Below are 25122 nucleotides of genomic sequence, written 5' to 3' on the forward strand. Positions count from 1 at the left end.
GAGTGCCGCCAAGGTTTACAGCGGCGTGCCCAGCAACACAAGGGACGGGGCGAATTGCACTTGCACCGGTTTGCCCGCCACCAGGGCCAGCTCGCGCAATTGCTCGGCCTCGGCCAGGGCACAGAGGGTTTGGCCGTTGGGCAGGGCGATGCGCACTTCGCTGGGGCCGCCCTCGGCGTCGAGGATCTCATCGATCAGGCCCAGCAGGCAGTTGTGCCCAGCGATGGGGGCCTGGTCGGCGCCCAGCAATTGCAGCCACCCGGCCTTGATGAGGGCCACCACCTGGGTGCCAACGTGCAGTTCCAGGCGTTGGGTGCTGTCGCGGGTGATCTGCGCCTGGATGGTCAAGCCGGCGGCCAGTTCCAGGCTAATCAGGTCGTTGCGGCCCTGGCTGTCGATGCGCTGGACCTTGCCATGCAACTGGTTGCGCGCGCTGGTGCGCAGCATCAGGCGCCCGAGCAGGTCGAGGTCGCTGGCGTCCTCGGCCGCTTCCAGCACCTGAGCCTGCAAGGCCTGCAAACGCTGATACAGGCGCAGCACCCGCAGCCCTTCTTCGGACAACCGCGCACCGCCGCCGCCCTTGCCGCCGACGCTGCGTTCCACCAGGGGCTTGTGGGCCAGGTTGTTGAGTTCGTCGATGGCGTCCCAAGCCGCCTTGTAGCTCAGGCCGGCGCTTTTCGCGGCGCGGGTGATCGAGCCCTGGTCGGCGATGTGCTGCAACAGGGCAATGCGCTGCGGGCGGCGGACGAAATGTTGGGACAGCGGTGACGGTACGGGCATGGCGGCGTGCTACTAACGGCTGGAGTGAGGGGACGTTGGCCGCTTGGCGCTTGAGAGTCAAGTCAGCGCGGGCCTTCGGGCTTGGGCGTGCGGGCCAGGCAATACACATCGACCCGCGCCGCGCCGCCCGCCCGCAGCAGGCGCGCCAGGTTGTGGGCGGTGGCGCCGGTGGTCAACACGTCGTCCACTAAGGCCAAGTGGCGGCCGTGCACCTGGGCCTCGGGTGCCAGGGCAAAGGCGCGGCGCAGGTTACGTTGCCGGGCCTTGGCCGACAGCCCTTGCTGGGTGGGCGTCTCCAGCGGGCGCAGGAGCCAGTGCGGCTGCTCGGGGATGTGCAGGCGTTCGCTCAACCATCGCGCCAGCAGGGCGGACTGGTTGAAGCCGCGCTCGCGCAGGCGCCGGGTGGCCAGCGGCACGGGTAGCAGCAGGTCGGGGCGGGGCAGGCCTTCATCAAAGCGATAGCGCAGGAGTTGGCTGAGAAGTTCGGCCATCATGCGGCCATATGGCCAGTTTGCCTGGTGCTTGAAACGGCTCACCAGGCTGTCCACCGGGAAGCCGTAGGCCCAAGGCGCAACCACTTGTTGGAATGCGGGAGGTCGCTTCAGGCATTGGCCGCAGGTCAGGCCCGCCATGGCCAATGGCAGGGCGCAGCGCAGGCAGTGATCGCCCAACCACGGCAGCTCGCTCTCGCACGGCGTGCAAATGGCTTGAGGCGTACCGGTGGATTCATCGCAAAGCAAACAGGATTGGTTGCTTTTTAACCAGATGTAAACCTGGTGTTTGTCGCGTGGTTGACAGCGCATGGCTCTTCCTTAACTATGCCGAACATCCGTGTCACGACTGTGGGTATCGCCGCCCGGTCGTCTGCCCAGCATAAACAAGGAAATCCGCCGATGAGCGCCAGCATCACCGCCAAACTGCGTCACGATTGGTCTTTGGCCGAAGTCAAGGCGCTGTTCGTTCAGCCCTTCAACGACCTCTTGTTCCAGGCGCAAACGGTGCATCGCGCGCATTTCGACGCCAACCGCGTGCAGGTTTCCACACTGCTGTCGATCAAGACCGGCGCCTGCCCGGAAGACTGCAAGTACTGCCCACAGTCCGGCCACTACAACACCGGGCTGGAAAAAGAAAAGCTGATGCAAGTGCAGCAGGTCCTCGAAGAAGCGGCCCGGGCCAAGGCCATCGGCTCGACGCGTTTTTGCATGGGCGCGGCGTGGAAGCACCCGTCCGCCAAGGACATGCCCTACGTGCTGCAAATGGTCCAGGGCGTCAAGGCCATGGGCCTGGAAACCTGCATGACCCTGGGCCGCCTCGACCAGGAACAGACCGAGGCGCTGGCCCAGGCCGGGCTGGATTACTACAACCACAACCTCGACACCTCGCCGGATTTCTACGCCAACATCATCACCACCCGCACTTACAGCGAGCGCCTGCAAACCCTGGCCTACGTGCGTGATTCGGGCATGAAAATCTGCTCCGGCGGCATCCTGGGCATGGGCGAATCGCTGGACGACCGCGCCAACCTGCTGATCCAACTGGCCAACCTGCCACAGCACCCGGAATCGGTGCCGATCAACATGCTGGTCAAGGTTGCGGGCACGCCCCTGGAAAACGCCGAGGATGTCGACCCGTTCGACTTCATCCGCATGCTGGCCGTGGCGCGCATCCTCATGCCCCAATCCCACGTGCGCCTGTCGGCCGGGCGCGAGGCGATGAACGATCAGATGCAGGCCCTGGCGTTTTTTGCGGGCGCCAACTCGATTTTCTACGGCGACAAACTGCTCACCACCGCCAACCCCCAGGCCGACAAGGACATGCAACTGTTCGCGCGCCTGGGCATCGCCCCCGAAGCCCGCGAAGAGCACGCCGACGAAGTGCACCAAGCTGCCATCGAACAAGCGCTGGTGGAGCAAAAGAGCAGCGAGCTGTTCTACAACGCGGCGCTCTGACCGGCCCGAAACAACGGTGGGCGCGAACCGGCGCCCACTGCTTGATTGCTTCCTGCTTTGATCCCCTTTCGAGGCCCCCATGCCCTTCGATCTTCCCGCACGCCTGGCCGCTCGGCGCGCCGCTAACCTCTACCGCCAGCGTCCGCTGCTGGACAGCCCGCAAGGGCCACAGGTGGTGGTCGATGGCCAGCCCTTACTGGCGTTCTGCAATAACGACTACCTGGGCCTGGCCAATCACCCGCAAGTGATCCAAGCCTGGCGCGCCGGGGCCGAGCGCTGGGGCGTGGGCGGCGCAGCGTCGCATCTGGTGGTCGGCCATGCGGGCCCGCACCACGCGCTGGAAGAAGCCCTGGCCGAATTCACCGGGCGGGCGCGGGCGCTGCTGTTCACCACCGGCTACATGGCCAACCTCGGGGCGGTGACTGCGCTAGTGGGGCAGGGCGACACGGTGCTGGAAGACCGCCTCAACCACGCCTCCCTACTGGATGCCGGGTTGCTGTCCGGGGCGCGTTTCAACCGCTATCTGCACAACGACGCGGCCAGCCTGGCCAAGCGCCTGGAGCGCGCCACGGGCAATACCCTGGTGGTCACCGATGGCGTATTCAGCATGGACGGCAATTTGGCCGACCTGCCGGCCCTGGCCCGCGAAGCCCGGGCCAAGGGCGCGTGGCTGATGGTGGACGACGCCCACGGCTTCGGCCCGTTGGGCGCCACGGGCGGCGGTATCGTCGAGCATTTTGGCCTGGGCGCGGAAGAGGTGCCGGTGCTGGTCGGCACCCTGGGCAAGGCGTTCGGCACCGCCGGGGCGTTCGTTGCCGGCAGCGATGACCTGATCGAAAGCCTGATCCAGTTCGCCCGGCCTTACATCTATACCACCAGCCAACCGCCGGCCTTGGCCTGTGCCACCCTCAAGAGCCTGGAGCTGCTGCGCAGCGAACATTGGCGGCGCGAGCACTTGAACGGCCTGATCCGCCAGTTCCGCCGGGGCGCCGAGCAGATCGGCCTGCAACTGATGGACAGCTTCACGCCGATCCAGCCGATCCTGGTGGGCGACAGCGCCCGTGCCGTGCGCCTGTCTCAGCGCTTGCGCGAGCGAGGCCTGATGGTCACCGCGATCCGCCCGCCCACCGTGCCGGCCGGCAGCGCCCGGTTGCGCGTGACCCTGACCGCCGCCCACAGCGAGGCGCAGGTACAGCTACTGTTAAATGCACTGGCCGACTGCTTTGCCGAACCTGGACCGGAGCCTACTGATGCGTGATCGACTGATTCTGCTGCCGGGCTGGGGCCTGGGCGTCTCGCCGCTGGAACCCTTGGCGGCGGCGCTGCGGGGCCTGGACGAACACCTGCGGGTGGAGATCGAGCCGCTGCCGGCGCTGTTGTCCTGCGACCCCGAGGAGTGGCTCGACGAACTCGACGCCAGCCTGCCCGATGACGCCTGGCTCGGCGGCTGGTCCCTGGGCGGCATGCTTGCCTCGGCCCTGGCGGCGCGCCGTGGCGAGCGCTGCTGTGGCCTGCTGACCCTGGCCAGCAACCCGAGTTTTGTCGCCCACGAGCACTGGCCCAGCGCCATGCCGGGCGAAACCTTCGACGCCTTCCTCAGCGGTTGCGCCAGCGACCCGCGCCAGACCCTCAAACGCTTCAGCCTGCTGTGCGCGCAAGGCGCCGAAGACGCCCGAGGCCTGGCGCGGCTGATGCTGGCGGCCGCGCCGGCCACCGCGCCCGACGTGTTGTTGGCAGGCCTGGAGTTGTTGGCGCAACTGGATACCCGCCAAGCCCTGCAAGCCTATCGCGGCCCGCAGTTGCACCTGTTCGCCGGCCTCGACGCGTTGGTGCCCGCCGAAGCCGCCGGTGACCTGCTGGCGTTGCTGCCGGATATAGAGGTGGGTCTGATCGAACAGGCCAGCCACGGTTTCTTGTTGGAAGACCCCCATGGAGTGGCGGGTGCGATCCAAGCGTTTTTGCATGAGTGTGCCGATGACTGATTTAGCCTTGCCGCGCCTGAGCGCCGTGTTGCCCGACAAACGTCAGGTGGCGGCCTCGTTTTCCCGGGCGGCGGCCACTTACGACAGCGTCGCCCAGTTGCAACGCGGGGTGGGCGACGCCTTACTGCAACGCCTGCCCCAGGGCTTGCGCCTGGGGCGCTGGCTCGACCTGGGCTGCGGCACCGGCCATTTCAGCCGCGCCCTGGCCCGGCGTTTTACCGGCAGCGAAGGGGTGGCGCTGGATATCGCCGAAGGCATGCTCAACCACGCGCGGCCTTTGGGCGGCGCGGCGCATTTTGTCGCCGGGGATGCCGAGCGTTTGCCGTTGCAGGCTGGGAGCTGCGACCTGGTGTTCTCCAGCCTGGCGGTGCAATGGTGCGCCGACTTCGCCACGGTGCTCAGCGAAGCGCGGCGGGTACTGAAGCCGGGCGGCGTGCTGGCCTTCGCCAGCCTGTGTAGCGGCACCTTGGCCGAGTTGCGCGACAGTTGGGCGGCGGTAGACGGCCAGGTGCACGTCAACCGCTTCCGCGAACGGGGCGACTACCAACGCCTGTGCGCGGCCAGTGGCTTGCGGGTCGTCAGCCTGCAGGTGCGGGCGCAGGTGCTGCATTACCCCCACGTGCGCAGCCTGACCCACGAACTCAAGGCCCTCGGTGCCCACAACCTCAACCCGGGGCGCCCGGGCGGGCTGACCGGGCGGGCGCGCCTGCTCGGCTTGATTCAGGCCTATGAGCAGTTCCGCCAGCCCCAGGGCTTGCCCGCGACTTACCAAGTGGTCTACGCCGTGCTGGAGAACCCCTTATGAGCGCCGCTTACTTCATCACCGGCACCGACACCGATGTCGGCAAGACCACCATCGCCGCCGGCCTGCTGTACGCCGCGCGGTCGGCGGGGCTGAGCACCGCGGCGGGCAAACCGGTGGCCTCCGGGTGCGAGGTGACGGCCAAGGGCCTGCGCAACGCCGATGCCCTGGCGCTGCTGGCCGAATGCACGCTGGCGCTTGCCTACGAGCAGGTGAACCCGGTGGCGTTCGCGCCGGCCATCGCCCCGCACCTGGCGGCGCGCGAAGCCGGCGTGGCGTTGACGGTGCAATCGCTGCTGGGGCCGATGCGCGACATCCTCGCCCTGCAGGCCGATTTCACCCTGATCGAAGGCGCCGGTGGTTGGCGCGTGCCGTTGGCGGGCCAGGACAACCTGTCGGACCTGGCCATGGCCCTAGGCTTGCCGGTGATTTTGGTGGTGGGTGTGCGCCTGGGCTGCATCAGCCATGCCCTGCTCAGCGCCGAAGCCATCGCCCGCGATGGCCTGCAACTGGCCGGTTGGGTGGCCAACATCATCGACCCCAATACCTCGCGGCTGGAAGAAAACCTCGCCACCCTGGCCGAACGCCTACCGGCGCCGTGCCTTGGGCGGGTGCCGACCCTCAAGGTGGCCAGTGCCCAAGCCGTGGCCGAACACCTGCAACTGGACCTGCTGGATTAGCCACGGGGAAGATTTTGCCTATGGTGGCGCCCCGTGCCATTAGTGTTATTGACGGGCCTTTTGCCGGTGACTCTGCTTCAATGATGGCTGTTTGCCCTTTTAAGGATTGAGTGCTCCCATGAATATCTCCGGGAATACCGCGTTTTATTCCGGCGTCAGCGCCATCCAGACCGGCTTGAACCGCGTCGATCAGGCGGCCGGCCAGATCGCCGGCCAAAGCGTCGACCGCACGCCTGCTGGCTTTCAGGTCGATCGCGCGCAGCAATCAGACATGGCCAGCGACCTGGTGGACATGGCCCAAGGCAAGATCCAGGCAGAACTGGGCGTAAAAGTCGCCAAGGCCTCCGACGAAGTGCTCGGCACCCTGATCGATACTTACGCTTAAGCCCTTCCCCCGACCCTGACGCGGCGTTGCCCGTGTCAGGCGTTTAGCTTCGCCTTTATCCCTCTGAAATATTTTGCGGCATTCGCTGCAGGCAACTGTGTGCCCGTGTGTGCGGCGAGCCTAGACGAATGGCGCATCCACGATGCTTGACAAGGTTTGGTCGTAAACGTATGTTTCAAACAACTGTTTGACCGTTACAACAAATCCATACGGTCGTTCATCCCCGGTTACATAAGCAGAGGTTTATCGCTATGCCTGACTACAAGGCCCCCTTGCGTGATATTCGCTTCGTTCGTGACGAACTGCTCGGCTACGAAGCGCATTATCAGAGCCTTCCGGCTTGCCAGGACGCTACCCCCGACATGGTTAACGCCATCCTCGAGGAAGGCGCCAAGTTTTGTGAACAGGTGCTGGCACCGCTGAACCGCGTGGGCGACCTGGAAGGTTGCACCTGGAGCGAGTCGGGCGTGAAGACGCCGACCGGCTTCAAGGAAGCCTACAAGCAATTCGTCGAAGGCGGCTGGCCGAGCCTGGCCCATGACGTCGAGCACGGTGGCCAGGGTCTGCCTGAGTCCCTGGGCCTGGCGGTCAGCGAAATGGTCGGCGAGTCGAACTGGTCGTGGGGCATGTACCCAGGCCTGTCCCACGGCGCGATGAATACCATCTCCGAGCACGGTACGCCTGAGCAGCAAGAGGCCTACCTGACCAAGCTGGTTTCCGGCGAATGGACCGGCACCATGTGCCTGACCGAACCGCACTGCGGCACCGACCTGGGCATGCTGCGCACCAAGGCCGAACCTCAGGCCGACGGCTCCTACAAAGTCACCGGCACCAAGATCTTCATCTCGGCCGGCGAACACGACATGGCCGACAACATCGTCCACATCGTCCTGGCTCGCCTGCCCGATGCACCGGCCGGCACCAAAGGCATTTCCCTGTTCATCGTTCCCAAGTTCATGCCTAACGCCGATGGCAGCATCGGTGCGCGCAACGCAGTCACCTGCGGTTCCCTGGAACACAAGATGGGCATCCACGGCAACGCCACCTGCGTGATGAACTTCGACGCGGCCACCGGTTTCCTCATCGGCCCGGCGAACAAAGGCCTGAACTGCATGTTCACCTTCATGAACACCGCACGCCTGGGCACCGCGCTGCAAGGCCTGGCCCACGCGGAAATCGGCTTCCAAGGCGGCCTTAAATACGCCCGCGATCGCCTGCAAATGCGCTCCCTGACCGGCCCTAAAGCGCCGGACAAAGCCGCTGACCCGATCATCGTGCACCCCGATGTGCGCCGCATGCTGTTGACCATGAAGGCATTCGCCGAAGGCAACCGCGCGATGGTGTACTTCACCGCCAAGCAAGTGGACATCGTCAAATACGGCGTCGACGAAGAAGAGAAGAAGAAAGCCGACGCACTGCTGGCTTTCATGACTCCGATCGCCAAGGCCTTCATGACCGAAGTCGGTTTTGAGTCCGCCAACCACGGCGTGCAGATCTACGGCGGCCACGGTTTTATCGCCGAATGGGGCATGGAGCAGAACGTTCGCGACAGCCGCATTTCCATGCTGTACGAAGGCACCACCGGCATCCAGGCACTCGACCTGCTGGGCCGTAAAGTGCTGATGACCCAGGGCGAAGCGCTCAAAGGCTTCACCAAGATCGTGCACAAGTTCTGCCAGACCAACGAAGGCAACGAAGCCGTCCAGGAATTCGTCACGCCGCTGGCTGCACTGAACAAAGAGTGGGGCGAGTTGACCATGAAGGTCGGCATGGCCGCGATGAAAGACCGCGAAGAAGTCGGTGCCGCCTCGGTGGATTACCTGATGTACTCCGGTTACGCCTGCCTGGCCTACTTCTGGGCCGACATGGCACGCCTGGCGGCGGAAAAACTGGCGGCCGGCACCAGCGAAGAGGCGTTCTACACCGCCAAGCTGCAAACCGCGCGCTTCTACTTCCAGCGCATCCTGCCGCGTACCCGTACCCACGTGGCCACCATGCTGTCGGGCGCCAACAACCTGATGGACATGAAAGAAGAGGACTTCGCACTGGGCTACTAAGCCCCGGCGAATTCACCTCTAGCGCCGCCGCCCCCTCGGGAGCGGCGGCCTGCACCCCGCGAGAGCCTGGCTTTCGCGGGGTGTTTTTTTTGCGGCGCGGTCAGGCTCGGGCAGCGGCTCTCCACCGCGTTTTTTGGCGCCCGCCATGTGCCCCAAAAAAACTTGACCTAAACACTCAGGGATTCGCCACGGCGGCCGTTAACGTGATGGCAATGTGCTGTGTGTCACATTGCCTGTGCTTAACTGCCAAAGAAGCAGGCACAATGCCATCTATCTAACCGACGAGTCGGAGCTTTACCCTTGCCGCGTTCTTCCGCTGTACGTTTGAGTCATTTCGTCCCTTCTTTAGTACTGCTGCTGACCGGGCTTGCGGCCGCCTACGTCAAGGAACTCAACGTCTTCTTCACCTCGCTGTTCAACGTGTTGCCGACCCTGGTGCTGTTGCTCGGCGGTGCGTACTGCGCGGTTTACCGACGCCAGCGCGAACTGTTTCTGATGGTCACGGTGTACATCGCCTACTTCCTGCTGGACACCCAGACCGACTACTTCCGCGATAACGGCGTGGTACGTGCGGATGCGGCGGTGGTGTTCCACCTGTGTTGCCTGTTGCTGCCGCTGTTGTATGGCCTGTTCGCCGCATGGCAGGAGCGCACGCACCTGTTCCAGGACATGGTGGCGCGGTTCGCGGTGTTGCTGGTGTTCGGCAGCGTGGCCCTGAGCCTGGAGCAGAGTTACCCCGAGGCGTTGCTCAATTGGCTGGCGGAGATCCGTTGGCCGGCGCTGCACGGCGCGTGGATGAGCCTGATCCAGTTGTCGTACCCGGTGTTCCTCGCCGCGTTCGTGTTGCTAGGCGTGCAGTATTGGCGCCATCCGCGGCCGTTGCACGCGGCGCAATTGGTGGGCCTGCTGGGGTTGTTTTGGATGCTGCCCAAAACCTTCATCCTGCCGTTCACCCTGAACATCCTGTGCAGCCAGGTGATGTTGATGATCGCCGCCGCAGTGGCCCACGAGGCCTACCAAATGGCCTTTCGTGATGAGCTGACCGGCCTGCCGGGGCGGCGCGCCCTCAACGAGCGTTTGCAGCGCTTGGGCCGCAACTACGTGCTGGCGATGAGCGACGTCGACCACTTCAAGAAATTCAACGACACCCACGGCCACGACGTTGGCGACCAGGTGCTGCGCCTGGTGGCCAGCAAACTGTCGAAGATCGGCGGCGGCGGGCGCGCGTACCGCTATGGCGGCGAAGAGTTCGCCCTGGTGTTCGCCGGCAAGACCCTGGAGGAATGCCTGCCGCACCTGGAGGTGATCCGCGAAGCCATCGCCACCTACAACATCCACCTGCGCAACCCCGACAGCCGCCCCCAGGACGACCAACAGGGCCGCCAGCGCCGCGCCGGTGCGGCGGCGACCACCGTGGCCGTGACGGTCAGCATCGGTGCCGCCGAGCGCCAGGAGCAACGCACCCCCGAAGAGGTGCTCAAATCCGCCGACCAGGCGCTGTACAGCGCCAAGGGCGCGGGCCGCAATTGCGTCATGGCGTTCGGCCAGGCGCGGCGCGGCGCGGTGCGCATGGACGAAGCTGCGGGTTGAGTGATGATGGCGCATTCAGCGCCCGCACGGTGATTGTCGGGTGTGGTGGGCGGCAGTAGGTTGGAGCGATCTGCCGCCGGAGAAACCACCATGCCCGAGTACAAAGCTCCCCTGCGCGACATGCGCTTTCTGATCGACCACGTGTTTGATTTCCACGCCAACTACGCCGCGTTGGGGGCCACGGACGCCAGCCCGGACATGGTCGATGCAATCCTCGAAGAGGGCGCCAAGTTCTGCGAAAACGTGCTGGCGCCGCTCAACCGCAGCGGCGACGAAGAGGGCTGCCACTTCGACAACGGCGTCGTCACCACGCCCCAGGGCTTCAAACAGGCGTTCGCCCAGTACGTCGAGGGCGGCTGGCATGGCCTGGCGGCGGACCCGGCCTACGGCGGCCAGGGCTTGCCCCATTCCTTGGGGCTGGTCATCAGCGAAATGGTCGGCTCCAGCAACACCTCCTGGGGCATGTACCCGGGCCTGACCCACGGCGCGATGTCGGCGATCCACGCCCACGGCACCGAGGCGCAAAAACAGCTGTACCTGAACAAACTCACCGCCGGCCAATGGACCGGCACCATGTGCCTGACCGAAGCCCATTGCGGCACCGACCTGGGCATCATCAAGACCCGCGCCGTGCCCCAGGCCGACGGCAGCTACGCGGTGTCCGGCAGCAAGATTTTCATCTCTGCCGGTGAGCACGACCTGAGCGACAACATCATCCACCTGGTGCTGGCCAAGCTGCCGAACGCGCCGGCCGGCACCAAGGGTATTTCCCTGTTCATCGTGCCCAAGTTCCTGCCCGATGCGGCGGGCGAGGCGGGGGCGCGCAATGGCGTGAGCTGCGGCTCGATCGAACACAAAATGGGCATCAAGGCTTCGGCCACCTGCGTGCTGAACTTCGACGAGGCCCAGGGCTTTCTGATCGGCGAGGCCAACAAGGGCCTCAACTGCATGTTCACCATGATGAACCACGCTCGCCTGGGCACCGGCATGCAGGGCTTGTGCCTGGGGGAAGCGAGCTTCCAGGGAGCGATCAAGTACGCCAACGAGCGCCTGCAAATGCGCGCGCTGACCGGCCCCAAAGCGCCGGACAAGAGCGCCGACCCGATCATCGTCCACCCCGACGTGCGGCGCATGCTGCTGACCATGAAAGCCTTCAACGAAGGCAACCGCGCCCTGACCTACTTCACCGCGCAACTGCTGGACGTGGCCCACCTGGGCGCGGACGAGGCACAACGCCAGGACGCCGAAGACCTGCTGGCGTTTCTCACGCCGATCTGCAAGGCGTTCATGACCGAAACCGGGCTGGAAGTGACCAACCACGGCATGCAGGTGTTTGGCGGCCACGGTTTCATCCGCGAATGGGGCATGGAGCAACTGGTGCGCGATTGCCGTATCGCGCCGATCTACGAAGGCACCAACGGCATCCAGGCCCTGGACTTGCTGGGGCGCAAGGTGCTGGGCAGCCAGGGCAAATTGCTGCGCGGCTTCACCAAAATCGTGCATAAGTTCTGCGAAGCCAACAGCGGCCACCCGCAGTTGGGTGCCTATGTCGCTCAGCTCAATGGCCTGAACCAGCAGTGGGGCGAATTGACCACGAAGGTCGGCATGGCCGCGATGAAAAACCCTGACGAAGTGGGCGCCGCCGCCCTGGATTACCTGATGTACAGCGGCTACATCATCCTCGCCTACCTGTGGCTGCGCATGGCCCTGGTGGCTCAGGCGCAATTGAACGAGGGCAGCGGTGACGGCGATTACTGCCAGGGCAAACTGGCAACGTGCGAGTTCTACTTCAAGCGCCTGCTGCCACGCACCGCCGCCCATCGCGCCGCCATCGAAGCGGGCAGCGATTGCCTGATGAAACTGCCGGCGGGGTTGTTTGCGCTGTAAGAGGAACGGTGTGAGCGGGCCGCGCGGCGCTCCGCTCGCCCGCGATAGCATTGGCTCAACCAGCACTGATGTTGGATATGCCGCCGCCATCGCGGGTGAGCCCGCTCCCACAGTGGAACTGTGGTGTGGGTGAGGTTTTCATTTTTTCTCTGTGGGAGCGAGCCTGCTCGCGATGGCGGCACGCAGTGGCGGTGATGAGTGGTAGGGGTAACACAGTTGCTTCCACAACGCGGTTTCCCTTCTTTTTGGTGACCAAAAATAACAAATAAGTCACGAGGCGACCCTATGTGTCGCAAAAGTTGTTCGGGTACACTCGGGGCCTTGTTGACACCCGATCCCACGAATCACTTTTCACGTTCCCACGAGGTTTGCCATGGCTGACTACAAAGCGCCCCTGCGCGATATGCGCTTCGTCCTCAATGAAGTTTTCGAGGTCGCCAAACTCTGGGCCGAGCTGCCTGCACTGGCCGACAGCGTTGACGCTGAAACGGTCGAGGCGATTCTCGAAGAGGCCGGCAAGGTCACCAGCAAAAGCATCGCACCCCTGAGCCGCAGCGCCGACGAAGAAGGCTGCCGCTGGAACGATGGCGTGGTTACCACCCCGCAAGGCTTCCCCCAGGCTTACCAGACCTACGCCGAAGGCGGCTGGGTAGGCGTGGGCGGCGACCCGGCGTTCGGCGGCATGGGCATGCCCAAAGCCGTGTCGGCCCAGGTCGAAGAGATGATTAACTCCTCCAGCCTGGCCTTTGGCCTGTACCCGATGTTGACCTCCGGCGCCTGCGTTTCGATCAACGCCCACGCCAGCGAAGAGCTCAAGGCCGCGTACCTGCCGAACATGTACGCCGGCGTTTGGGCCGGCTCCATGTGCCTGACCGAGCCCCATGCCGGCACCGACCTGGGCATTATCCGCACCAAGGCCGAGCCGCAGGCCGACGGTTCCTACAAGGTCAGCGGCACCAAGATCTTCATCACTGGCGGCGAACACGACCTCACCGAAAACATCATCCACCTGGTGCTGGCCAAGCTGCCGGACGCCCCGGCCGGGCCCAAAGGCATCTCGCTGTTCCTAGTGCCCAAATTCATGGTCAATGCCGACGGCAGCCTGGGTGCGCGCAACCCGGTGACCTGCGGCTCCATCGAACACAAGATGGGCATCCAGGCATCCGCCACCTGTGTGATGAACTTCGACGAAGCCATCGGCTATCTGGTGGGCGAGCCGAACAAAGGCCTCGCGGCGATGTTCACCATGATGAACTACGAGCGTCTGGGCGTGGGTATCCAGGGCCTGGCCTCCGGCGAGCGCTCGTACCAGAACGCCATCGAATACGCCCGCGATCGCCTGCAAAGCCGTTCGCCGACCGGCCCGCAAGCCAAGGACAAAGTCGCCGACCCGATCATTGTCCACCCGGACGTGCGGCGCATGCTGCTGACCATGAAAGCGGCGAACGAAGGCGGCCGTGCGTTCTCCACTTACGTCGCCATGCAGCTCGATACCGCCAAGTTCAGCGAAGATGCTGCCACACGCAAACGCGCCGACGACCTCGTGGCGCTGCTGACCCCCGTGGCCAAGGCCTTCTTGACCGACCTGGGCCTGGAAACCGCCGTGCACGGCCAGCAGATTTTCGGCGGCCACGGCTATATCCGCGAATGGGGCCAGGAGCAACTGGTGCGTGACGTACGCATCACCCAGATCTACGAAGGCACCAACGGTATCCAGGCGCTGGACCTGGTGGGGCGCAAGATCGTCGGCAGCGGCGGCGCGTTCTATAAATTGTTCGCTGACGAAGTGCGCCATTTCACCGCCACCGCCAGTGCCGACCTGGGCGAATTCACCAAGCCGTTGAACGACGCGGTGGACAACCTCGACGACCTGACGGCATGGCTGCTGGACCGCGCAAAGGGCAACCCGAATGAAATCGGCGCCGCGTCGGTGGAGTACCTGCAAGCGTTCGGCTACATGGCTTACGGCTACATGTGGGCACTGATGGCGAAGGCGGCATTGGGCAAGGAAACCCAGGACGACTTCTACGCCAGCAAACTGGGCACGGCGCGCTTCTACTTCGCCCGCCTGCTGCCGCGTATCCATTCGCTGAGTGCTTCGGTCAAGGCCGGCAGCGAATCGTTGTTCCTGTTGGATGCGGCGCAGTTCTGATGTTTGTAACGCCATGTAAGCATTCTCTTACGTGGCGTGCTGCCGTTCTCCCATATCGGCAGATTGGATCCACAGCTAATCTACTGTTCATGGACGTCGCGCAGGAAGCGCACAAGTAACAACACGGACACGTAGGATTCTGCCAGGACGGCGGAGTGAAATGGATGTCAGGGAAACAGTCTGCAAAGCCCCGCTTCGGCGGGGTTTTCTTTTGCCCGCGAAAAAGTCGCGGCTACAACACGTCCAGGGCCGTCGGCCCGTTCAAGCGCCCGTCCGGGCCGTTCATCACCTCTTCCAGCAGGTTGCGCAGCAACGCTAATGACACTTGCTGGCGCTGCATGTCGCGGCACACCAAGCCCACCTTGAGCAGCACCCGTGGCTCGCTCAGCGGTTTCCACAGCAGCGCCTGATTACCGTGGGCCTGTTGCGAGCGCCCGGGCAACACCGTGGCCAAGCGTGTGTGGGGCAGGCTGTCGAGAATCCCCGCCATGTTGTTCAACTCAGCCTGCACCTGCGGGCGGCGGCCGAGGCTGGCCAGTTGCGCCTGCCAGATTTGTCGCACCTGGAACTCCTCCCCCAGCAGCAACATCGGCAATTCCGCGGCTTGGCTCATGGAAACTTTCTTGAATTCGCGCAGCGGATGATCCTCGGGGATGACCAGCGTCAGTTCATCTTCGTACAACAACACGCCGTGCAAACCGGGCTGGCGCGGCGGTAGATAACTGATGCCGATGTCCAGCGAGCCATTGAGCAAGCGCCGTTCGATCTCCAGCCCCGTGAGTTCGTAGATCTGCACCACCAAGTGCGGTTGGGCCTGGCGCACCCGTTCGAGCATTTGCGGCACCAGGCTGGTGTGCACGGTTTGCAGCACGCCAATGGCCAGGGTGCGCAGGGCCTGGCCCTGGAAGTTGCGCAGGGCCTCGCGGGCGCGTTGCATGCCGTCGAGCAAAGGCAGGGCGTGGTTGTACAGAGTGTGTGCGGCGAGGGTCGGCAGCAGGCGTTTGCTGCTGCGCTCGAACAGGCTCACGTCAAGGTTCTGCTCCAGTTGGCGGATCTGCTGCGAGAGCGCCGGTTGGGAGATCGACAGGCGCTCGGCGGCCCGGCCCACGTGGCCTTCTTCATACACCGCGACGAAATAACGCAGTTGCTTAAAATCCATAAGTTTTACTTATCGAAAATGCTGAAAAAACGAAATGGCCGTTTGCCGCCAAGGCGCCTAGTCTAACCCTATTCACAGGGCTTACAGGGCCATAAAGCAAGATGAACAGCGTGTGCGTGGAAGGGGTTTACATAGGCAAGGCAAAAAACCTCGGGCAGGGTTTGGTCAGTGACACGGATAAACACCGGGTTGCAAACCGGCTCTGGTTGTGGCCACAGGGCCTGGGCAGCGACGAACACGGCGACCCGCGCTTCCATACCGGCCCCGAACGGGCGCTGCATCACTACCCCGCCGAGCACTACGCCTACTGGCGCAAACGTTATCCACAGATCGACTGGTGCGCGCCAGCTTTCGGCGAAAACCTCTCCTCCCGTGGCCTGAGCGAAGAACACGTGTGCCTGGGTGACCTGTTCCGCTGGGGCGGTGCCTTGCTGCAAGTCAGCCAGCCGCGCTCGCCGTGCTATCGCCTGAGCCACCGCTGGGGCCTGCTCGACTTGCCGCAACAAGCCCAGGACAGCGGCCGCTGCGGCTGGTTCTACCGCGTGCTCAAGCCCGGTTTTGTCAGCGCCGACCAGCCTTTCGAGCTGATCCAGCGCAGCTACCCCGGCTTGACCGTGGCCTGGGCCCTGCGCAGCTTTTATCAGGAGCCGCTGGAACACGCCGGGCTGAAAAAACTGGTGGACTGCCCGGCGCTGTCCTCACGCTGGCGCGACATTGCCATTAAGCGCATGCGCAGCGGCCGCGTCGAAGACTGGACCGCGCGCCTGTTGGGGCTGCCCCTGGAAGGCCTGCGCGCATGAACCTGTTCAACTTGCGTCGCAACCCCCCGAGCCTGGATGACCTGGTGACCAGTCCCTGGCAATCGTCTCCCCGCGACAACCTTTCAAGTGAGTGCCTGATGCCCAGTGTGGAACGGCCCCAGCAAATATTCGTGCGTGGCCAGGGGTCCTGGCTGTGGGACAGCGAAGACCGCGCCTACCTGGATTTCATCCAGGGCGCGGCGGCCAACACCCTTGGCCATAGCCCTTCGGCACTGGTCAAGGCCATGACCGCCCAGGCCCAGGCGCTGATTAACCCCGGCGCGGGTTTCTACAACCGTGGCCTGCTTAACCTGGCCGAACGCCTGTGCCACAGCACCGGCAGCGACCAGGCCTACCTGCTGGGCAGCGACAGCGAAGCCCGCGATGCGGCCATTCAACTGGCGCGCAAGTGGGGCCGCTTGCACCGTGGCGGCGCGGCGCGGGTTATCCGGGTCGGCCAGGACTACGCGCCAGCCTTCAACGACTTGCCCGCCCTGCACGCCGATGTCGACGCGCAAACCGTGGCGATCCTGCTCGAACCGCTGCAAAGCACCCCCCAGGTAGAGGCGGCCAGCGAGCATTACCTCAAGGGTGTGGAGCGGCTGTGCCGGGAATTGGGCATCTTGCTGATCCTGGACGAAACCCACACCGGCATGGGCCGTTGCGGCACGTTGCTGGCGGAACAGGCCTACGGTGTGCTGGCCGATATCGTCATCCTCGGCCAAGGCCTGGGCGGCGGCGTGCCCCTGGCCGCCCTGCTGGCGCGGGGCCAGGCCTGCTGCTTTGAAGTGGGCGAGGTGGGCGAACAGCACCACGGCAACGCGCTGACGATGGCCGCAGGCCTGGCGGTGCTCAACAGCGTGCTGGACAACGGCTTCCTGGCCCATGTACGCGAGAGCGGCCATTACCTGGGCGAAGGCCTAGCGCGGCTGGCCAACCGCTATGCGCAAAAACAGGTGCAAGGCTGCGGGCTGCTATGGAGCGTGCAACTGGCCGACGACTCGGCGGATGCGGTGGTCAAGGCCGCGCGCTACGAAGGCCTGCTGCTCAAGGCTTGCGCTCCGGACAGCCTGAGCTTCACCCCGGCCCTGACCGTCAGCAAAGGCAACATCGACGAAATGCTCCTACGCCTGGCCCGCGCCTTCGCCCGGGTGCGCACCGCGCAATTGCAATGCCGCAAGGGCATCGCCGTCTGAACCCACGCAATTCCCGAACCGTCTCGCGGTAATAACGCACGCCTCCTGCCTGATTTTTTCGGCAGGGGGCGTTTTTTTTACCGGGTTTTGCACCGGGCCACGTGCGGCTTGGAACCGGCCTGTGGCAGTGGTGTTTTAGCGGGGCTGGCAGGGATTGCCCGCTCGCGGCACCTGACGGGTTGCGATTCATCACTTGATTACATACCACTTGGTGGTATGGTTGTGGGAATGGATGTCCATGACGTTAAGACTGTTCAAGACCAAACGCTTTGCTACCCAAGCCCGCAAGGCCTGGATTTCTGACGCGGACCTGCGCCAGGCCTTCAGGGAAATCCTGCAGGGGCGCGTGGACAACCTCGGTGGCGGGGTGTGGAAAAAACGCCTCAACAGCAATCGCCATCGCTCGATTGTGCTGGCCAGCGGCGGGCGCTACTGGGTTTATCAATGTCTGTTCGCCAAGCAGGACCAGAGCAATATCAGCCCTGATGAGCTGTTGGCGTTTCGCGAGTTGGCCAAGGCCTACGAAGGGTTGAGCGAAGCGCAGGTCGAGGCGTTGTTGGCGATGAACGAATTTATGGAGTTAGACGATGAGTAAGAAATTCAAGAGTGAGGCCCTCGAATCGGTCCACGAATCGGCCAGCGCGTTGCTGGCCGTGGGGGCGATCAGCAAGACCACCATGCGCCAGTTCGACGCGGCGTGCTTGGCGCCGGTGCCGGCGCAGATTTCCCCGCAGCAAATCCAGCAACTGCGCGAGCGCAACAATGTCAGCCAACCGGTGTTTGCCCGTTACCTCAACACCAGCGCGTCCACGGTCAAACAGTGGGAAGCGGGGGACAAGCACCCCAGCGGTATGGCGCTCAAGTTACTGAGCATCGTGCAAAAACATGGCCTTGAGATATTGGCCTGAGAAGGGCGCGGCACTGAACCCTGGCGTTGGGGGGCGGTCGATTGATTGTCCGGCTCCCATGAGCCGATTTTTTCAGGAGCTGCCCCATGGACTTTATCCGCATCATCATCGCCATTCTGTTGCCGCCGCTGGGTGTGTTCCTGCAAGTGGGTTTCGCCGGCGCGTTCTGGCTGAACATCCTCTTGACCTTGTGCGGCTACATCCCCGGCATCATCCATGCGGTGTACATCATCGCCAAGCGCTGACGTTGTTGTAGGAAGCGGGCTGGCCCGCTTACTACAACAGCACCTCGCAATAAAACAACCACTCCTGTTCCAGCGCATGGGCCTGGTTGTGGGCTTTGCGAAAGCCGTGGCGTTCGTCCGGGTAATAGTGGGCTTGGGTGCGAATGCCGTTGGCTTGCAGGGCCGCGAGCATGTCGCGGGTCTGTTGTGGCACGACCACGGCGTCCAGTTCGCCCTGGAAGAAAATCACCGGCACGCTGATGTTCCCCGCGTGGAGCAGCGGCGTGCGGGCCGCGTAACGTTGGGCATCCTGCTCGGGGTCGCCGATCAACCAATCCAGGTAATCGCTCTCGAATTTGTGGGTGGTACGGGTCAGGGCCTGCGGGTCGCTGACGCCGTACAGGCTTGCGCCGCCACGGAACACCTCGGTGAGCGCCAAGGCGCACAGGGTGGTGTAGCCGCCCGCACTGGCGCCGCGAATGAACGCCCGTTCGCCATCGATCAAGCCTTCCCCGGCCAAGTGGCTGACCACGGCGCAAGCATCTTCCACATCCACTTCGCCCCAACTCAAGTGCAGCGCTTGGCGATAGGCGCGGCCGTAACCGCTGCTGCCGCGGTAGTTGAGGTCGGCCACGGCGAAGCCGCGTTGGGTCCAGAACTGGATACGTGGGTCGAACACCGGGTAGCAAGCTGACGTCGGGCCGCCGTGGACGAACACCAGCAGCGGTGGTTTCGTCGCGCCGTCGCTGGGCGGGTAGAAGAAGCCGTGGGCCTCGCCGTTGCCGCTGGGGTAGCGCAGCGGCTGGGGTTGGCTGATGCGCTCGGCGGGCAGGGGCGCGCTGCCGCCGGCGAGGATGTGTACGCTGCCGCTCTGGCGGTCGATAGCGATCACGGCGGCCGGGGCCAAGGGCGAGGCGGCGACCGCGTAGAGTCGTTCTTCGTCCAGGGCCAGGCTACGAAAACGGCTGTAGGCGCCGGTAAAGTCCCTCCACTCACCTGCGCCGTTGCGGATGCCGAGGCGGCCGAAACCCGCTTCGCACCAACTCGCCAGGTAACCGCCATCGGCCAAGGGCTGCCAGGTGCTGGCGCCCAGTTGCCACGGCGCCGGGCCGTGGTCCGCCGCTGCCGCAGGCAACGGGCGCAGGCCGGATACACACTCCACCCACGGCTGCCAGAACCCGGCTCGGTCGCTCAGGCAATGGAGCCGCGAGGCGGCGTCGAAGCGCGGTTGCTGCAAGGACTCCTCGGCAGCGTCGCCGGCCACGCAGCGCGGCGCGGCCCATGGCTGGCCTTGCTGGCGTTCGGCGAGCATCAGGCGTGTGGCGGTCCAAGGCTGGTGCGGGCGGCTCCATTCGATCCAGGCCAGGCGCAGGCCATCGGGGCTGAGGGTGGGCGCGGCGTAGAAATCGGCCCCTTGCGCCAGCACCTGGCGCGTGCCGTCTTGCAGGCTGAAACTCACCAACCGATGCTGGTTGCCATCTTCTTCCAAGGCCAAAACCTGGCCAGTTGCCCAGTGCAGGTCGCCGTAGCGGCGCGTGCCCAGGGTCAGTGGCGCCGGCGCGCTGCCGTCGAGGGCTTGGCGGTACAGCTGCTGGTCGGCCTCATTGACGAACACCAGGCCTTGATCGCTCAGGCAGAACGCGCCGCCGCCGTATTCGTAGACACGGCTGCGCACGCTGAACCCCTCGGGCGTCAGGCAACGGGCCGCGCCGCCCTGCCAGTGCCAGATACGGCTTGCGCCGTCGCCGGGGTTGTACTGGTTCCAGAACAGCCCTCGGGCGTCGGCGCACAGCTCGGCGAAGTCCGTGCCGGCGGCCACCGCGGCGGTCGCGCTCATGGGCTCAAATTTTGGCGATAAGGCGTGAGTTCCGTTCATTGCGAAAGGCCAGTTGCGAGATGGATTGGCCAGCCTGCTCGGCTTCGGCGCGGGCGGCAAGGATCATGGGGTGGTGGGGGGATTTGCTGCACACCGGGTCGGCGTGGCTGGCGTCGCCCGTGAGCATGAAGGCCTGGCAGCGGCAGCCGCCGAAGTCCTGTTCCTTTTCATCGCACGAGCGGCAGGGTTCGGGCATCCAGTCGTAGCCGCGATAACGGTTGAAGCCGAACGAGTCGTACCAGATGTGTTGCAGGCTGTGCTCGCGCACGTTGGGGAACTGCACCGGCATTTGCCGCGCGCCGTGGCAGGGCAGCGCGGTGCCGTCCGGGGTGACGGTCAGGAACAGGTTGCCCCAGCCGTTCATACAGGCCTTGGGGCGTTCTTCGTAGTAGTCCGGGGTGACGAAGATCAATTTGCAAGGGTGGCCTTGGGCCTCCAGTTGGGCGCGGTAGTCGTTGGTCACCCGTTCGGCGCGCACCAGTTGCTCGCGGGTTGGCAACAGCCCGGCGCGGTTGAGCTGGGCCCAGCCGTAGAACTGGCAGGTGGCGAGTTCGACGAAGTCGGCCTCCAGGGCCAGGCACAGCTCGATGATGCGTTCGATCTGGTCGATGTTGTGCCGGTGGGTGACGAAGTTGAGCACCATCGGGTAGCCATGGGCCTTCACGGCGCGGGCCATGGCCAGTTTCTGCGCGAAGGCTTTTTTCGAGCCGGCCAGCAGGTTGTTCACCTGCTCGTCGCTGGCCTGGAAGCTGATCTGGATATGGTCCAGCCCGGCCTCTTTGAAATCGCGGATTTTCGCCTCGGTCAGGCCGATGCCGGAGGTAATCAGGTTGGTGTAGAAGCCCAGCCTGCGGGCTTCGCCGATCAGCTCGGCAAGGTCCTGGCGCACCAGCGGCTCGCCGCCGGAAAAGCCCAGTTGCGCCGCGCCCATCTCCCGCGCTTGCGCCATCACTTGGAACCACTGCGCGGTGCTCAGCTCCTGGCCCTGGGCGGCGAAATCCAGCGGGTTGGAGCAATAGGGGCATTGCAGCGGGCAGCGGTAGGTCAGCTCGGCGAGCAGCCACAGCGGCAAGCCGACGGCGGGTTTGGGCGGCAGGTGTTCAGGCCAGTTCGATCCAGTGCTGGGCACGGGCGACCTCCATGAATTGCTCGATGTCGTCACCGAGTTCGGCTACATCCGGGAACTGCCGGGCCAGTTCACCGATGATCGCCGCCACATCGCGGCGGCCATCGATCAGGCCACCGATCAGGGCGGCGCTGTCGTTGAGCTTAATCATGCCTTCGGGGTACAGCAGCACATGGCCACGCTGTGCCGGTTCGTACTGGAAGCGGTAGCCGCGGCGCCAGCGCGGGGTGTGGCGACGGTCCAGGCTCATGGCGTGACTCCCCGGTGCCAGGCGCGCTGCGTGGTGACGCTGTGGTAGGGCGGGCGGTCGAGCTCGTAGGCCATGGTCATGGCGTCGAGCATGGTCCAGAGGATGTCGAGCTTGAATTGCAGGATGTCCAGCATGCGCTCCTGGCCCTCGCGGGTGCGGTAGTGCTGCAGGGTGATCGCCAAACCGTGCTCCACATCGCGCCGCGCCTGGCTCAGGCGATTGCGAAAGTATTGGTAGCCGGCCGGGTCGATCCAGGGGTAGTGCCGGGGCCAGGCGTCCAGGCGCGATTGGTGGATGTGGGGGGCGAAGAGTTCGGTCAGGGAGCTGCTGGCGGCTTCTTGCCAGCAGGCGCGGCGAGCGAAGTTGACATAGGCGTCCACCGCGAAGCGCACGCCAGGCAGTACCAATTCCTGGGAGCGCAGTTGCTCCGGGTCCAGCCCCACGGCTTGGCCCAGGCGCAGCCAGGCTTCGATGCCGCCCTCTTGGCCGGGGGCGCCGTCGTGGTCGAGCAGGCGTTGCAGCCATTGGCGGCGCACGTCGCGGTCAGGGCAATTGGCCAGGATCGCGGCGTCTTTGAGCGGGATGTTCACCTGGTAGTAGAAGCGATTGGCGACCCAGCCCTGGATCTGTTCGCGGCTGGCCCGGCCCTCGTACATCGCCACGTGATAGGGGTGGTGCACGTGGTAGTAGGCGCCCTTGGCACGCAGTGCGTGCTCGAACTCGGCGGGGGACAGCGGGGTGTCGGTCATCGCGGGGCTCCGGTGAGGGCTGTGGGGAGGCAACCCCAGGCTTCACCGGATCGTGGAACGGGCGTGCGCGGCGCTCAATAGTCTTTGCGTCGTAGAGCGCCTACGCCTTTTGGCCTAGACCGCCACCGTTTGCCAGGGCGCACCGGGGCTCTGGCCGCTGGCCAGGCAGCGCCAACCGCCGACACGCTCGTTCAGGCGCCGGGCCGCGGCCAGCAGGCTGTGGCGGTTCAGCGCCAGGATGGCCGTTTGCAGTTGCCCCAGGTACTGCGGCCCATGGCCGGCCAACCGAGCGTGCCAGAGCAAATCGGCGGTGATGGGCAGGGTCATGGCGCGGGTGTCGTAATGGCCGGCCACGTCCTGCAACTGCTGGTGCAGGGCCGCGTCGTCGAGGGCAGCGATGCGGCTGGGCAACTGGGCGAGGAAGGCTTCGATGTGCGCCAGGATGCCCGCCACCGGCGTGTGCGGCGATTGCACACCGAACACGATGCCGAGCTGGCCGTTGAACGGGCGCAGGCCACAGAACACCCCGTAGCCCAGTTGCAACTCGACCCGCAGGCGTTGGTAGAAAGCGCTGTGGCACAGCTGCGCCAGCGCGCGCCATGCGGCTTCGTCGGCGAGGTCTTGGGTGGGCGCGGGGCAGAACAGCAGCAAGGCGTGTTCGCCGGATGCGTTGGCAACGGTGCTCCAGCGCTGCTCGCCCATAAGGGAGGGCGGCGTGTCGAGTTGGCTGTCGGGGATGCCCGGGGCACTGCCGAGGACTGCGCTGATGGCCGTTAGCACACTGGCCGGCAGGGCCACGGCCAAGCCATCGCGGCGGGCCTCGCGCCACAGGCTGTGCAGATCGCTGTCGCTTGGCGGCGCCATGGGCCGGCAATGCCGCGCCAGCAGGCAGGCCAGGTGGTGAAGGGGCATCAGCGTGGCGTGTGAGGTGTGGGCGGGCGCGGCTTGGGGTTCGTCGAGGCAGCGTATGGCCTGCTCCAGCACGGCAGCGAAGGCGTGATGGCGGCCGCTGAGGGTAAGCAGGCAGTGCTCGCCATGGAGGCTCAGTTCCAAACGGACCCCCGCTTGCCCGGCCTCGCGCGCAAGCGGTTCGAGGCGCTGGTTCAGGGCGCTGGTGCGCTGCTCTGCCAGGGCCGCAGGCAGGCGCCAGCGCAGGTAGAGCGCGCCGTCGCGGCCATCGCTGGGCAGGGCTTGGCTGATGTTCAGGCTGGAATGTTCGCGCCGGCCCCGTGTGCGGTCCTGGGCAAACGTGCGCAGGCCACGGTGGGCGCTGGTCTGGCCGCGAATCAGGCCGGCGCGCGGCGCCTCGCTGGGGGGTTGCAGGAAAGGGTTCGGCGCGGGCAGGTGCCACGTCTCGGTCGCCGTTGTGCCCGGTAGCCATTGGCGCAGCAGGCCCTTGAGGGCGGCGATGGCCGCTTCGCTCATGTGGGCTTGCAGCGGTTCTACCCCCAAGCGCGACAGCGCCAGGGCACCGGCGGTTTCACGTTTGCACTGTTGCAGCAAGGCGTATTCCTCGCACAGCGGCGCCCAGTCGGCATCGCGCAAGAAGGCCAGCCAATCGAGCAGCAAGGTGCCGATCTCGGTGCCTTGGTCGACGTCGGCCGGTAGCTCACAACCGACGTGCAGCAAAACCTGCCCGCCGAACTGGTACTGCGGCGCAGCGCTCAGGGTGGTCGCCCAACCGCGTTGCTGCAGTTGCGCCATCACGCCGCCGGGTTTCGGGTTGTTAAGCCAGGTACAGAGAAAATCCAGGGCCTGGGCCGCCACTGCCGGGGCGGCGTGGCCGGCGAACAGCAGGTTGAGGCGCCCCGGGGTGATGTGTGGGTGGACGTGTTGCCCCGCCGCCATCAGCGGCGGTGGCGGCGTTTGCGGTTGATGGGCGCCGCTGTTCTGTTCGGCGGCAAAGCGCAGCGCCAGGGCCTTGAGTTCGTCCAGGGGCTGGGGCCCGGCCAGGCTCAGGGTCATTTGAGCGCTGCGATAAAACTGTTCGTAGAAACCGCGTAACGCCTGCTGGAAAGCCGGGTTGGGCACCGGCAGGCTGAAGCGGTTGCCCGAGTGAAAGGCGCGCAGCGGATGGGCCGCATTCAGGCCATTGAGCAGCAGCGTTTCACCCTGGGATTGCTCATCCCGGGCCCAGGCAATGAACTCGGCGTGCAGCACCTCGCGCTCGCGCAACTGGTCGGCCAGGCTCAGACGCGCGTGGGCGAGCATGTCGCTCAGGCGCTCGAGGGCGGCGGGGAAGGCGTGGGGCACCAGCTCGATAAAGAAGTCGGTGGTGCGCGCCTGGGTACTGGCGTTGAGCAGGCCGTTTTGGGCCTGCACAAAGGCCATCAAGCCCTGGGCGATCGGAAAGCGCTCGGTGCCCAAAAACAGCAGATGCTCAAGAAAGTGCGCCAGCCCCGGCCAGGCCTGTGGCGCGTCGTGGCTGCCCGCCGCGACCCGCAGCGTGGCCGCGCACCGCGTGAGGTGCGGGGCGCTGTGCAGAGAAATTCGCAGCCCGTTGGCCAGGGTTTCGCAGTGGGGAGGGGGCAGAGTGGGCACGGGCATGGGCGCTTCCAGAACGGTGAAGC

General features: G+C 65.1%; 23 protein-coding genes. 15 read left to right on the plus strand and 8 right to left on the minus strand.

The features are described 5' to 3' along the window. Positions 1 to 15: 15 nt before the first annotated feature. Positions 16 to 780, minus strand: coding sequence for a TOBE domain-containing protein (locus CKW13_RS12520; protein ID WP_095108924.1), 765 nt, complete (start codon positions 778 to 780; stop codon positions 16 to 18). 62 nt (positions 781 to 842) lie between these two features. Further along, positions 843 to 1583, minus strand: a complete 741-nt coding sequence (locus CKW13_RS12525) for a ComF family protein (RefSeq protein ID WP_095108925.1) — start codon at positions 1581 to 1583, stop codon at positions 843 to 845. A 90-nt stretch (positions 1584 to 1673) separates the two neighbouring features. On the opposite strand from CKW13_RS12525, the gene bioB reads away from it, so the two are divergent. From bioB to CKW13_RS12575, 10 genes are all read left to right on the plus strand, one after another. Continuing rightward, a complete protein-coding gene (gene bioB / locus CKW13_RS12530) occupies positions 1674 to 2729 on the plus strand; it encodes a biotin synthase BioB (RefSeq protein ID WP_095108926.1) in 1056 nt (351 codons plus the stop codon). Positions 2730 to 2808: 79 nt separating this feature from the next. Beyond that, on the plus strand, positions 2809 to 3987 hold the full coding sequence (gene bioF, locus CKW13_RS12535; RefSeq protein ID WP_095108927.1) for an 8-amino-7-oxononanoate synthase: 1179 nt from the start codon (positions 2809 to 2811) through the stop codon (positions 3985 to 3987). Next, positions 3980 to 4711 (plus strand): alpha/beta fold hydrolase, encoded by a 732-nt coding sequence (locus CKW13_RS12540; RefSeq protein WP_095108928.1) that lies wholly within the window; start codon positions 3980 to 3982, stop codon positions 4709 to 4711. The genes bioF and CKW13_RS12540 overlap by 8 nt, the downstream gene beginning before the upstream one ends. Further along, positions 4704 to 5516 carry a malonyl-ACP O-methyltransferase BioC gene (gene bioC, locus CKW13_RS12545; protein ID WP_095108929.1) on the plus strand — a complete coding sequence of 271 codons (813 nt, stop codon included), beginning with the start codon at positions 4704 to 4706 and terminating at the stop codon, positions 5514 to 5516. The genes CKW13_RS12540 and bioC overlap by 8 nt, the downstream gene beginning before the upstream one ends. Then, positions 5513 to 6193 (plus strand): dethiobiotin synthase, encoded by a 681-nt coding sequence (bioD, locus tag CKW13_RS12550; protein WP_095108930.1) that lies wholly within the window; start codon positions 5513 to 5515, stop codon positions 6191 to 6193. The genes bioC and bioD overlap by 4 nt, the downstream gene beginning before the upstream one ends. A gap of 118 nt (positions 6194 to 6311) precedes the next feature. After that, positions 6312 to 6578: a pyrroloquinoline quinone biosynthesis protein PqqE gene (locus CKW13_RS12555; protein WP_095108931.1), complete on the plus strand. Its 267-nt coding sequence runs from the start codon at positions 6312 to 6314 to the stop codon at positions 6576 to 6578. A 251-nt stretch (positions 6579 to 6829) separates the two neighbouring features. Continuing rightward, complete coding sequence (locus CKW13_RS12560; protein WP_095108932.1) at positions 6830 to 8635, plus strand: phenylacyl-CoA dehydrogenase; 1806 nt, start codon at positions 6830 to 6832, stop codon at positions 8633 to 8635. 300 nt (positions 8636 to 8935) lie between these two features. Continuing rightward, the gene (locus tag CKW13_RS12565) at positions 8936 to 10225 is read left to right on the plus strand and encodes a GGDEF domain-containing protein (protein ID WP_095108933.1); all 1290 of its coding nucleotides are present in this window, start codon (positions 8936 to 8938) and stop codon (positions 10223 to 10225) included. Positions 10226 to 10315: 90 nt separating this feature from the next. Then, on the plus strand, positions 10316 to 12112 hold the full coding sequence (locus CKW13_RS12570; RefSeq protein WP_095108934.1) for an acyl-CoA dehydrogenase C-terminal domain-containing protein: 1797 nt from the start codon (positions 10316 to 10318) through the stop codon (positions 12110 to 12112). A 373-nt stretch (positions 12113 to 12485) separates the two neighbouring features. Next, on the plus strand, positions 12486 to 14264 hold the full coding sequence (locus tag CKW13_RS12575) for an acyl-CoA dehydrogenase C-terminal domain-containing protein (protein WP_095108935.1): 1779 nt from the start codon (positions 12486 to 12488) through the stop codon (positions 14262 to 14264). Between the two features lie 232 nt (positions 14265 to 14496). Here CKW13_RS12575 and CKW13_RS12580 read toward each other — a convergent pair whose 3' ends face one another. Then, positions 14497 to 15423, minus strand: coding sequence for a LysR family transcriptional regulator (locus tag CKW13_RS12580; RefSeq protein ID WP_095108936.1), 927 nt, complete (start codon positions 15421 to 15423; stop codon positions 14497 to 14499). A 101-nt stretch (positions 15424 to 15524) separates the two neighbouring features. Between CKW13_RS12580 and CKW13_RS12585 the strand changes: the two genes are divergently transcribed. From CKW13_RS12585 to CKW13_RS12605, 5 genes are all read left to right on the plus strand, one after another. Further along, entirely contained in the window at positions 15525 to 16223 is a 699-nt protein-coding gene (locus CKW13_RS12585) for an MOSC domain-containing protein (protein WP_095108937.1), read from the plus strand. Continuing rightward, a complete protein-coding gene (locus CKW13_RS12590) occupies positions 16220 to 17419 on the plus strand; it encodes an aminotransferase class III-fold pyridoxal phosphate-dependent enzyme (RefSeq protein WP_095108938.1) in 1200 nt (399 codons plus the stop codon). Before CKW13_RS12585 ends, CKW13_RS12590 begins: the two co-directional genes overlap by 4 nt. A 238-nt stretch (positions 17420 to 17657) precedes the next feature. Continuing rightward, entirely contained in the window at positions 17658 to 18014 is a 357-nt protein-coding gene (locus CKW13_RS12595) for a type II toxin-antitoxin system RelE/ParE family toxin (RefSeq protein ID WP_095108939.1), read from the plus strand. After that, positions 18007 to 18327: a DNA-binding transcriptional regulator gene (locus CKW13_RS12600; protein WP_095108940.1), complete on the plus strand. Its 321-nt coding sequence runs from the start codon at positions 18007 to 18009 to the stop codon at positions 18325 to 18327. Before CKW13_RS12595 ends, CKW13_RS12600 begins: the two co-directional genes overlap by 8 nt. A gap of 86 nt (positions 18328 to 18413) precedes the next feature. Beyond that, positions 18414 to 18572 (plus strand): YqaE/Pmp3 family membrane protein, encoded by a 159-nt coding sequence (locus tag CKW13_RS12605; RefSeq protein WP_095108941.1) that lies wholly within the window; start codon positions 18414 to 18416, stop codon positions 18570 to 18572. A 31-nt stretch (positions 18573 to 18603) separates the two neighbouring features. On the opposite strand, the gene CKW13_RS12610 is transcribed toward CKW13_RS12605, so the two are convergent. The 5 genes from CKW13_RS12610 to pqqF form a co-directional block, all read right to left on the minus strand. Next, complete coding sequence (locus tag CKW13_RS12610; protein ID WP_095108942.1) at positions 18604 to 20427, minus strand: S9 family peptidase; 1824 nt, start codon at positions 20425 to 20427, stop codon at positions 18604 to 18606. Continuing rightward, on the minus strand, positions 20393 to 21523 hold the full coding sequence (pqqE, locus tag CKW13_RS12615) for a pyrroloquinoline quinone biosynthesis protein PqqE (RefSeq protein ID WP_371856234.1): 1131 nt from the start codon (positions 21521 to 21523) through the stop codon (positions 20393 to 20395). Before pqqE ends, CKW13_RS12610 begins: the two co-directional genes overlap by 35 nt. Positions 21524 to 21527: 4 nt before the next feature. Continuing rightward, on the minus strand, positions 21528 to 21803 hold the full coding sequence (pqqD, locus tag CKW13_RS12620) for a pyrroloquinoline quinone biosynthesis peptide chaperone PqqD (RefSeq protein WP_095108944.1): 276 nt from the start codon (positions 21801 to 21803) through the stop codon (positions 21528 to 21530). After that, positions 21800 to 22552: a pyrroloquinoline-quinone synthase PqqC gene (pqqC, locus tag CKW13_RS12625; RefSeq protein WP_095108945.1), complete on the minus strand. Its 753-nt coding sequence runs from the start codon at positions 22550 to 22552 to the stop codon at positions 21800 to 21802. The genes pqqD and pqqC overlap by 4 nt, the downstream gene beginning before the upstream one ends. 114 nt (positions 22553 to 22666) lie before the next feature. Continuing rightward, complete coding sequence (gene pqqF, locus CKW13_RS12630; protein WP_095108946.1) at positions 22667 to 25099, minus strand: pyrroloquinoline quinone biosynthesis protein PqqF; 2433 nt, start codon at positions 25097 to 25099, stop codon at positions 22667 to 22669. Positions 25100 to 25122 lie beyond the last annotated feature (23 nt).

This window comes from Pseudomonas sp. Irchel 3E20 (genome assembly GCF_900187645.1).
Lineage (GTDB): Bacteria > Pseudomonadota > Gammaproteobacteria > Pseudomonadales > Pseudomonadaceae > Aquipseudomonas.

Bases quoted from the DNA above. Each gene is read 5' to 3' on its own strand.
- CKW13_RS12585 (WP_095108937.1), top strand. From the start codon at position 15,525: ATGAACAGCGTGTGCGTGGAAGGGGTTTACATAGGCAAGGCAAAAAAC.
- CKW13_RS12590 (WP_095108938.1), top strand. From the start codon at position 16,220: ATGAACCTGTTCAACTTGCGTCGCAACCCCCCGAGCCTGGATGACCTG.
- pqqF (WP_095108946.1), bottom strand. From the start codon at position 25,099: ATGCCCGTGCCCACTCTGCCCCCTCCCCACTGCGAAACCCTGGCCAAC.
- pqqD (WP_095108944.1), bottom strand. From the start codon at position 21,803: ATGAGCCTGGACCGTCGCCACACCCCGCGCTGGCGCCGCGGCTACCGC.
- CKW13_RS12600 (WP_095108940.1), top strand. From the start codon at position 18,007: ATGAGTAAGAAATTCAAGAGTGAGGCCCTCGAATCGGTCCACGAATCG.
- CKW13_RS12580 (WP_095108936.1), bottom strand. From the start codon at position 15,423: ATGGATTTTAAGCAACTGCGTTATTTCGTCGCGGTGTATGAAGAAGGC.
- CKW13_RS12570 (WP_095108934.1), top strand. From the start codon at position 10,316: ATGCCCGAGTACAAAGCTCCCCTGCGCGACATGCGCTTTCTGATCGAC.
- bioF (WP_095108927.1), top strand. From the start codon at position 2,809: ATGCCCTTCGATCTTCCCGCACGCCTGGCCGCTCGGCGCGCCGCTAAC.
- CKW13_RS12575 (WP_095108935.1), top strand. From the start codon at position 12,486: ATGGCTGACTACAAAGCGCCCCTGCGCGATATGCGCTTCGTCCTCAAT.
- CKW13_RS12595 (WP_095108939.1), top strand. From the start codon at position 17,658: ATGACGTTAAGACTGTTCAAGACCAAACGCTTTGCTACCCAAGCCCGC.
- CKW13_RS12540 (WP_095108928.1), top strand. From the start codon at position 3,980: ATGCGTGATCGACTGATTCTGCTGCCGGGCTGGGGCCTGGGCGTCTCG.
- bioC (WP_095108929.1), top strand. From the start codon at position 4,704: ATGACTGATTTAGCCTTGCCGCGCCTGAGCGCCGTGTTGCCCGACAAA.
- CKW13_RS12610 (WP_095108942.1), bottom strand. From the start codon at position 20,427: ATGAACGGAACTCACGCCTTATCGCCAAAATTTGAGCCCATGAGCGCG.
- CKW13_RS12605 (WP_095108941.1), top strand. From the start codon at position 18,414: ATGGACTTTATCCGCATCATCATCGCCATTCTGTTGCCGCCGCTGGGT.
- pqqC (WP_095108945.1), bottom strand. From the start codon at position 22,552: ATGACCGACACCCCGCTGTCCCCCGCCGAGTTCGAGCACGCACTGCGT.
- bioB (WP_095108926.1), top strand. From the start codon at position 1,674: ATGAGCGCCAGCATCACCGCCAAACTGCGTCACGATTGGTCTTTGGCC.
- bioD (WP_095108930.1), top strand. From the start codon at position 5,513: ATGAGCGCCGCTTACTTCATCACCGGCACCGACACCGATGTCGGCAAG.
- CKW13_RS12525 (WP_095108925.1), bottom strand. From the start codon at position 1,583: ATGCGCTGTCAACCACGCGACAAACACCAGGTTTACATCTGGTTAAAA.
- CKW13_RS12555 (WP_095108931.1), top strand. From the start codon at position 6,312: ATGAATATCTCCGGGAATACCGCGTTTTATTCCGGCGTCAGCGCCATC.
- CKW13_RS12560 (WP_095108932.1), top strand. From the start codon at position 6,830: ATGCCTGACTACAAGGCCCCCTTGCGTGATATTCGCTTCGTTCGTGAC.
- CKW13_RS12520 (WP_095108924.1), bottom strand. From the start codon at position 780: ATGCCCGTACCGTCACCGCTGTCCCAACATTTCGTCCGCCGCCCGCAG.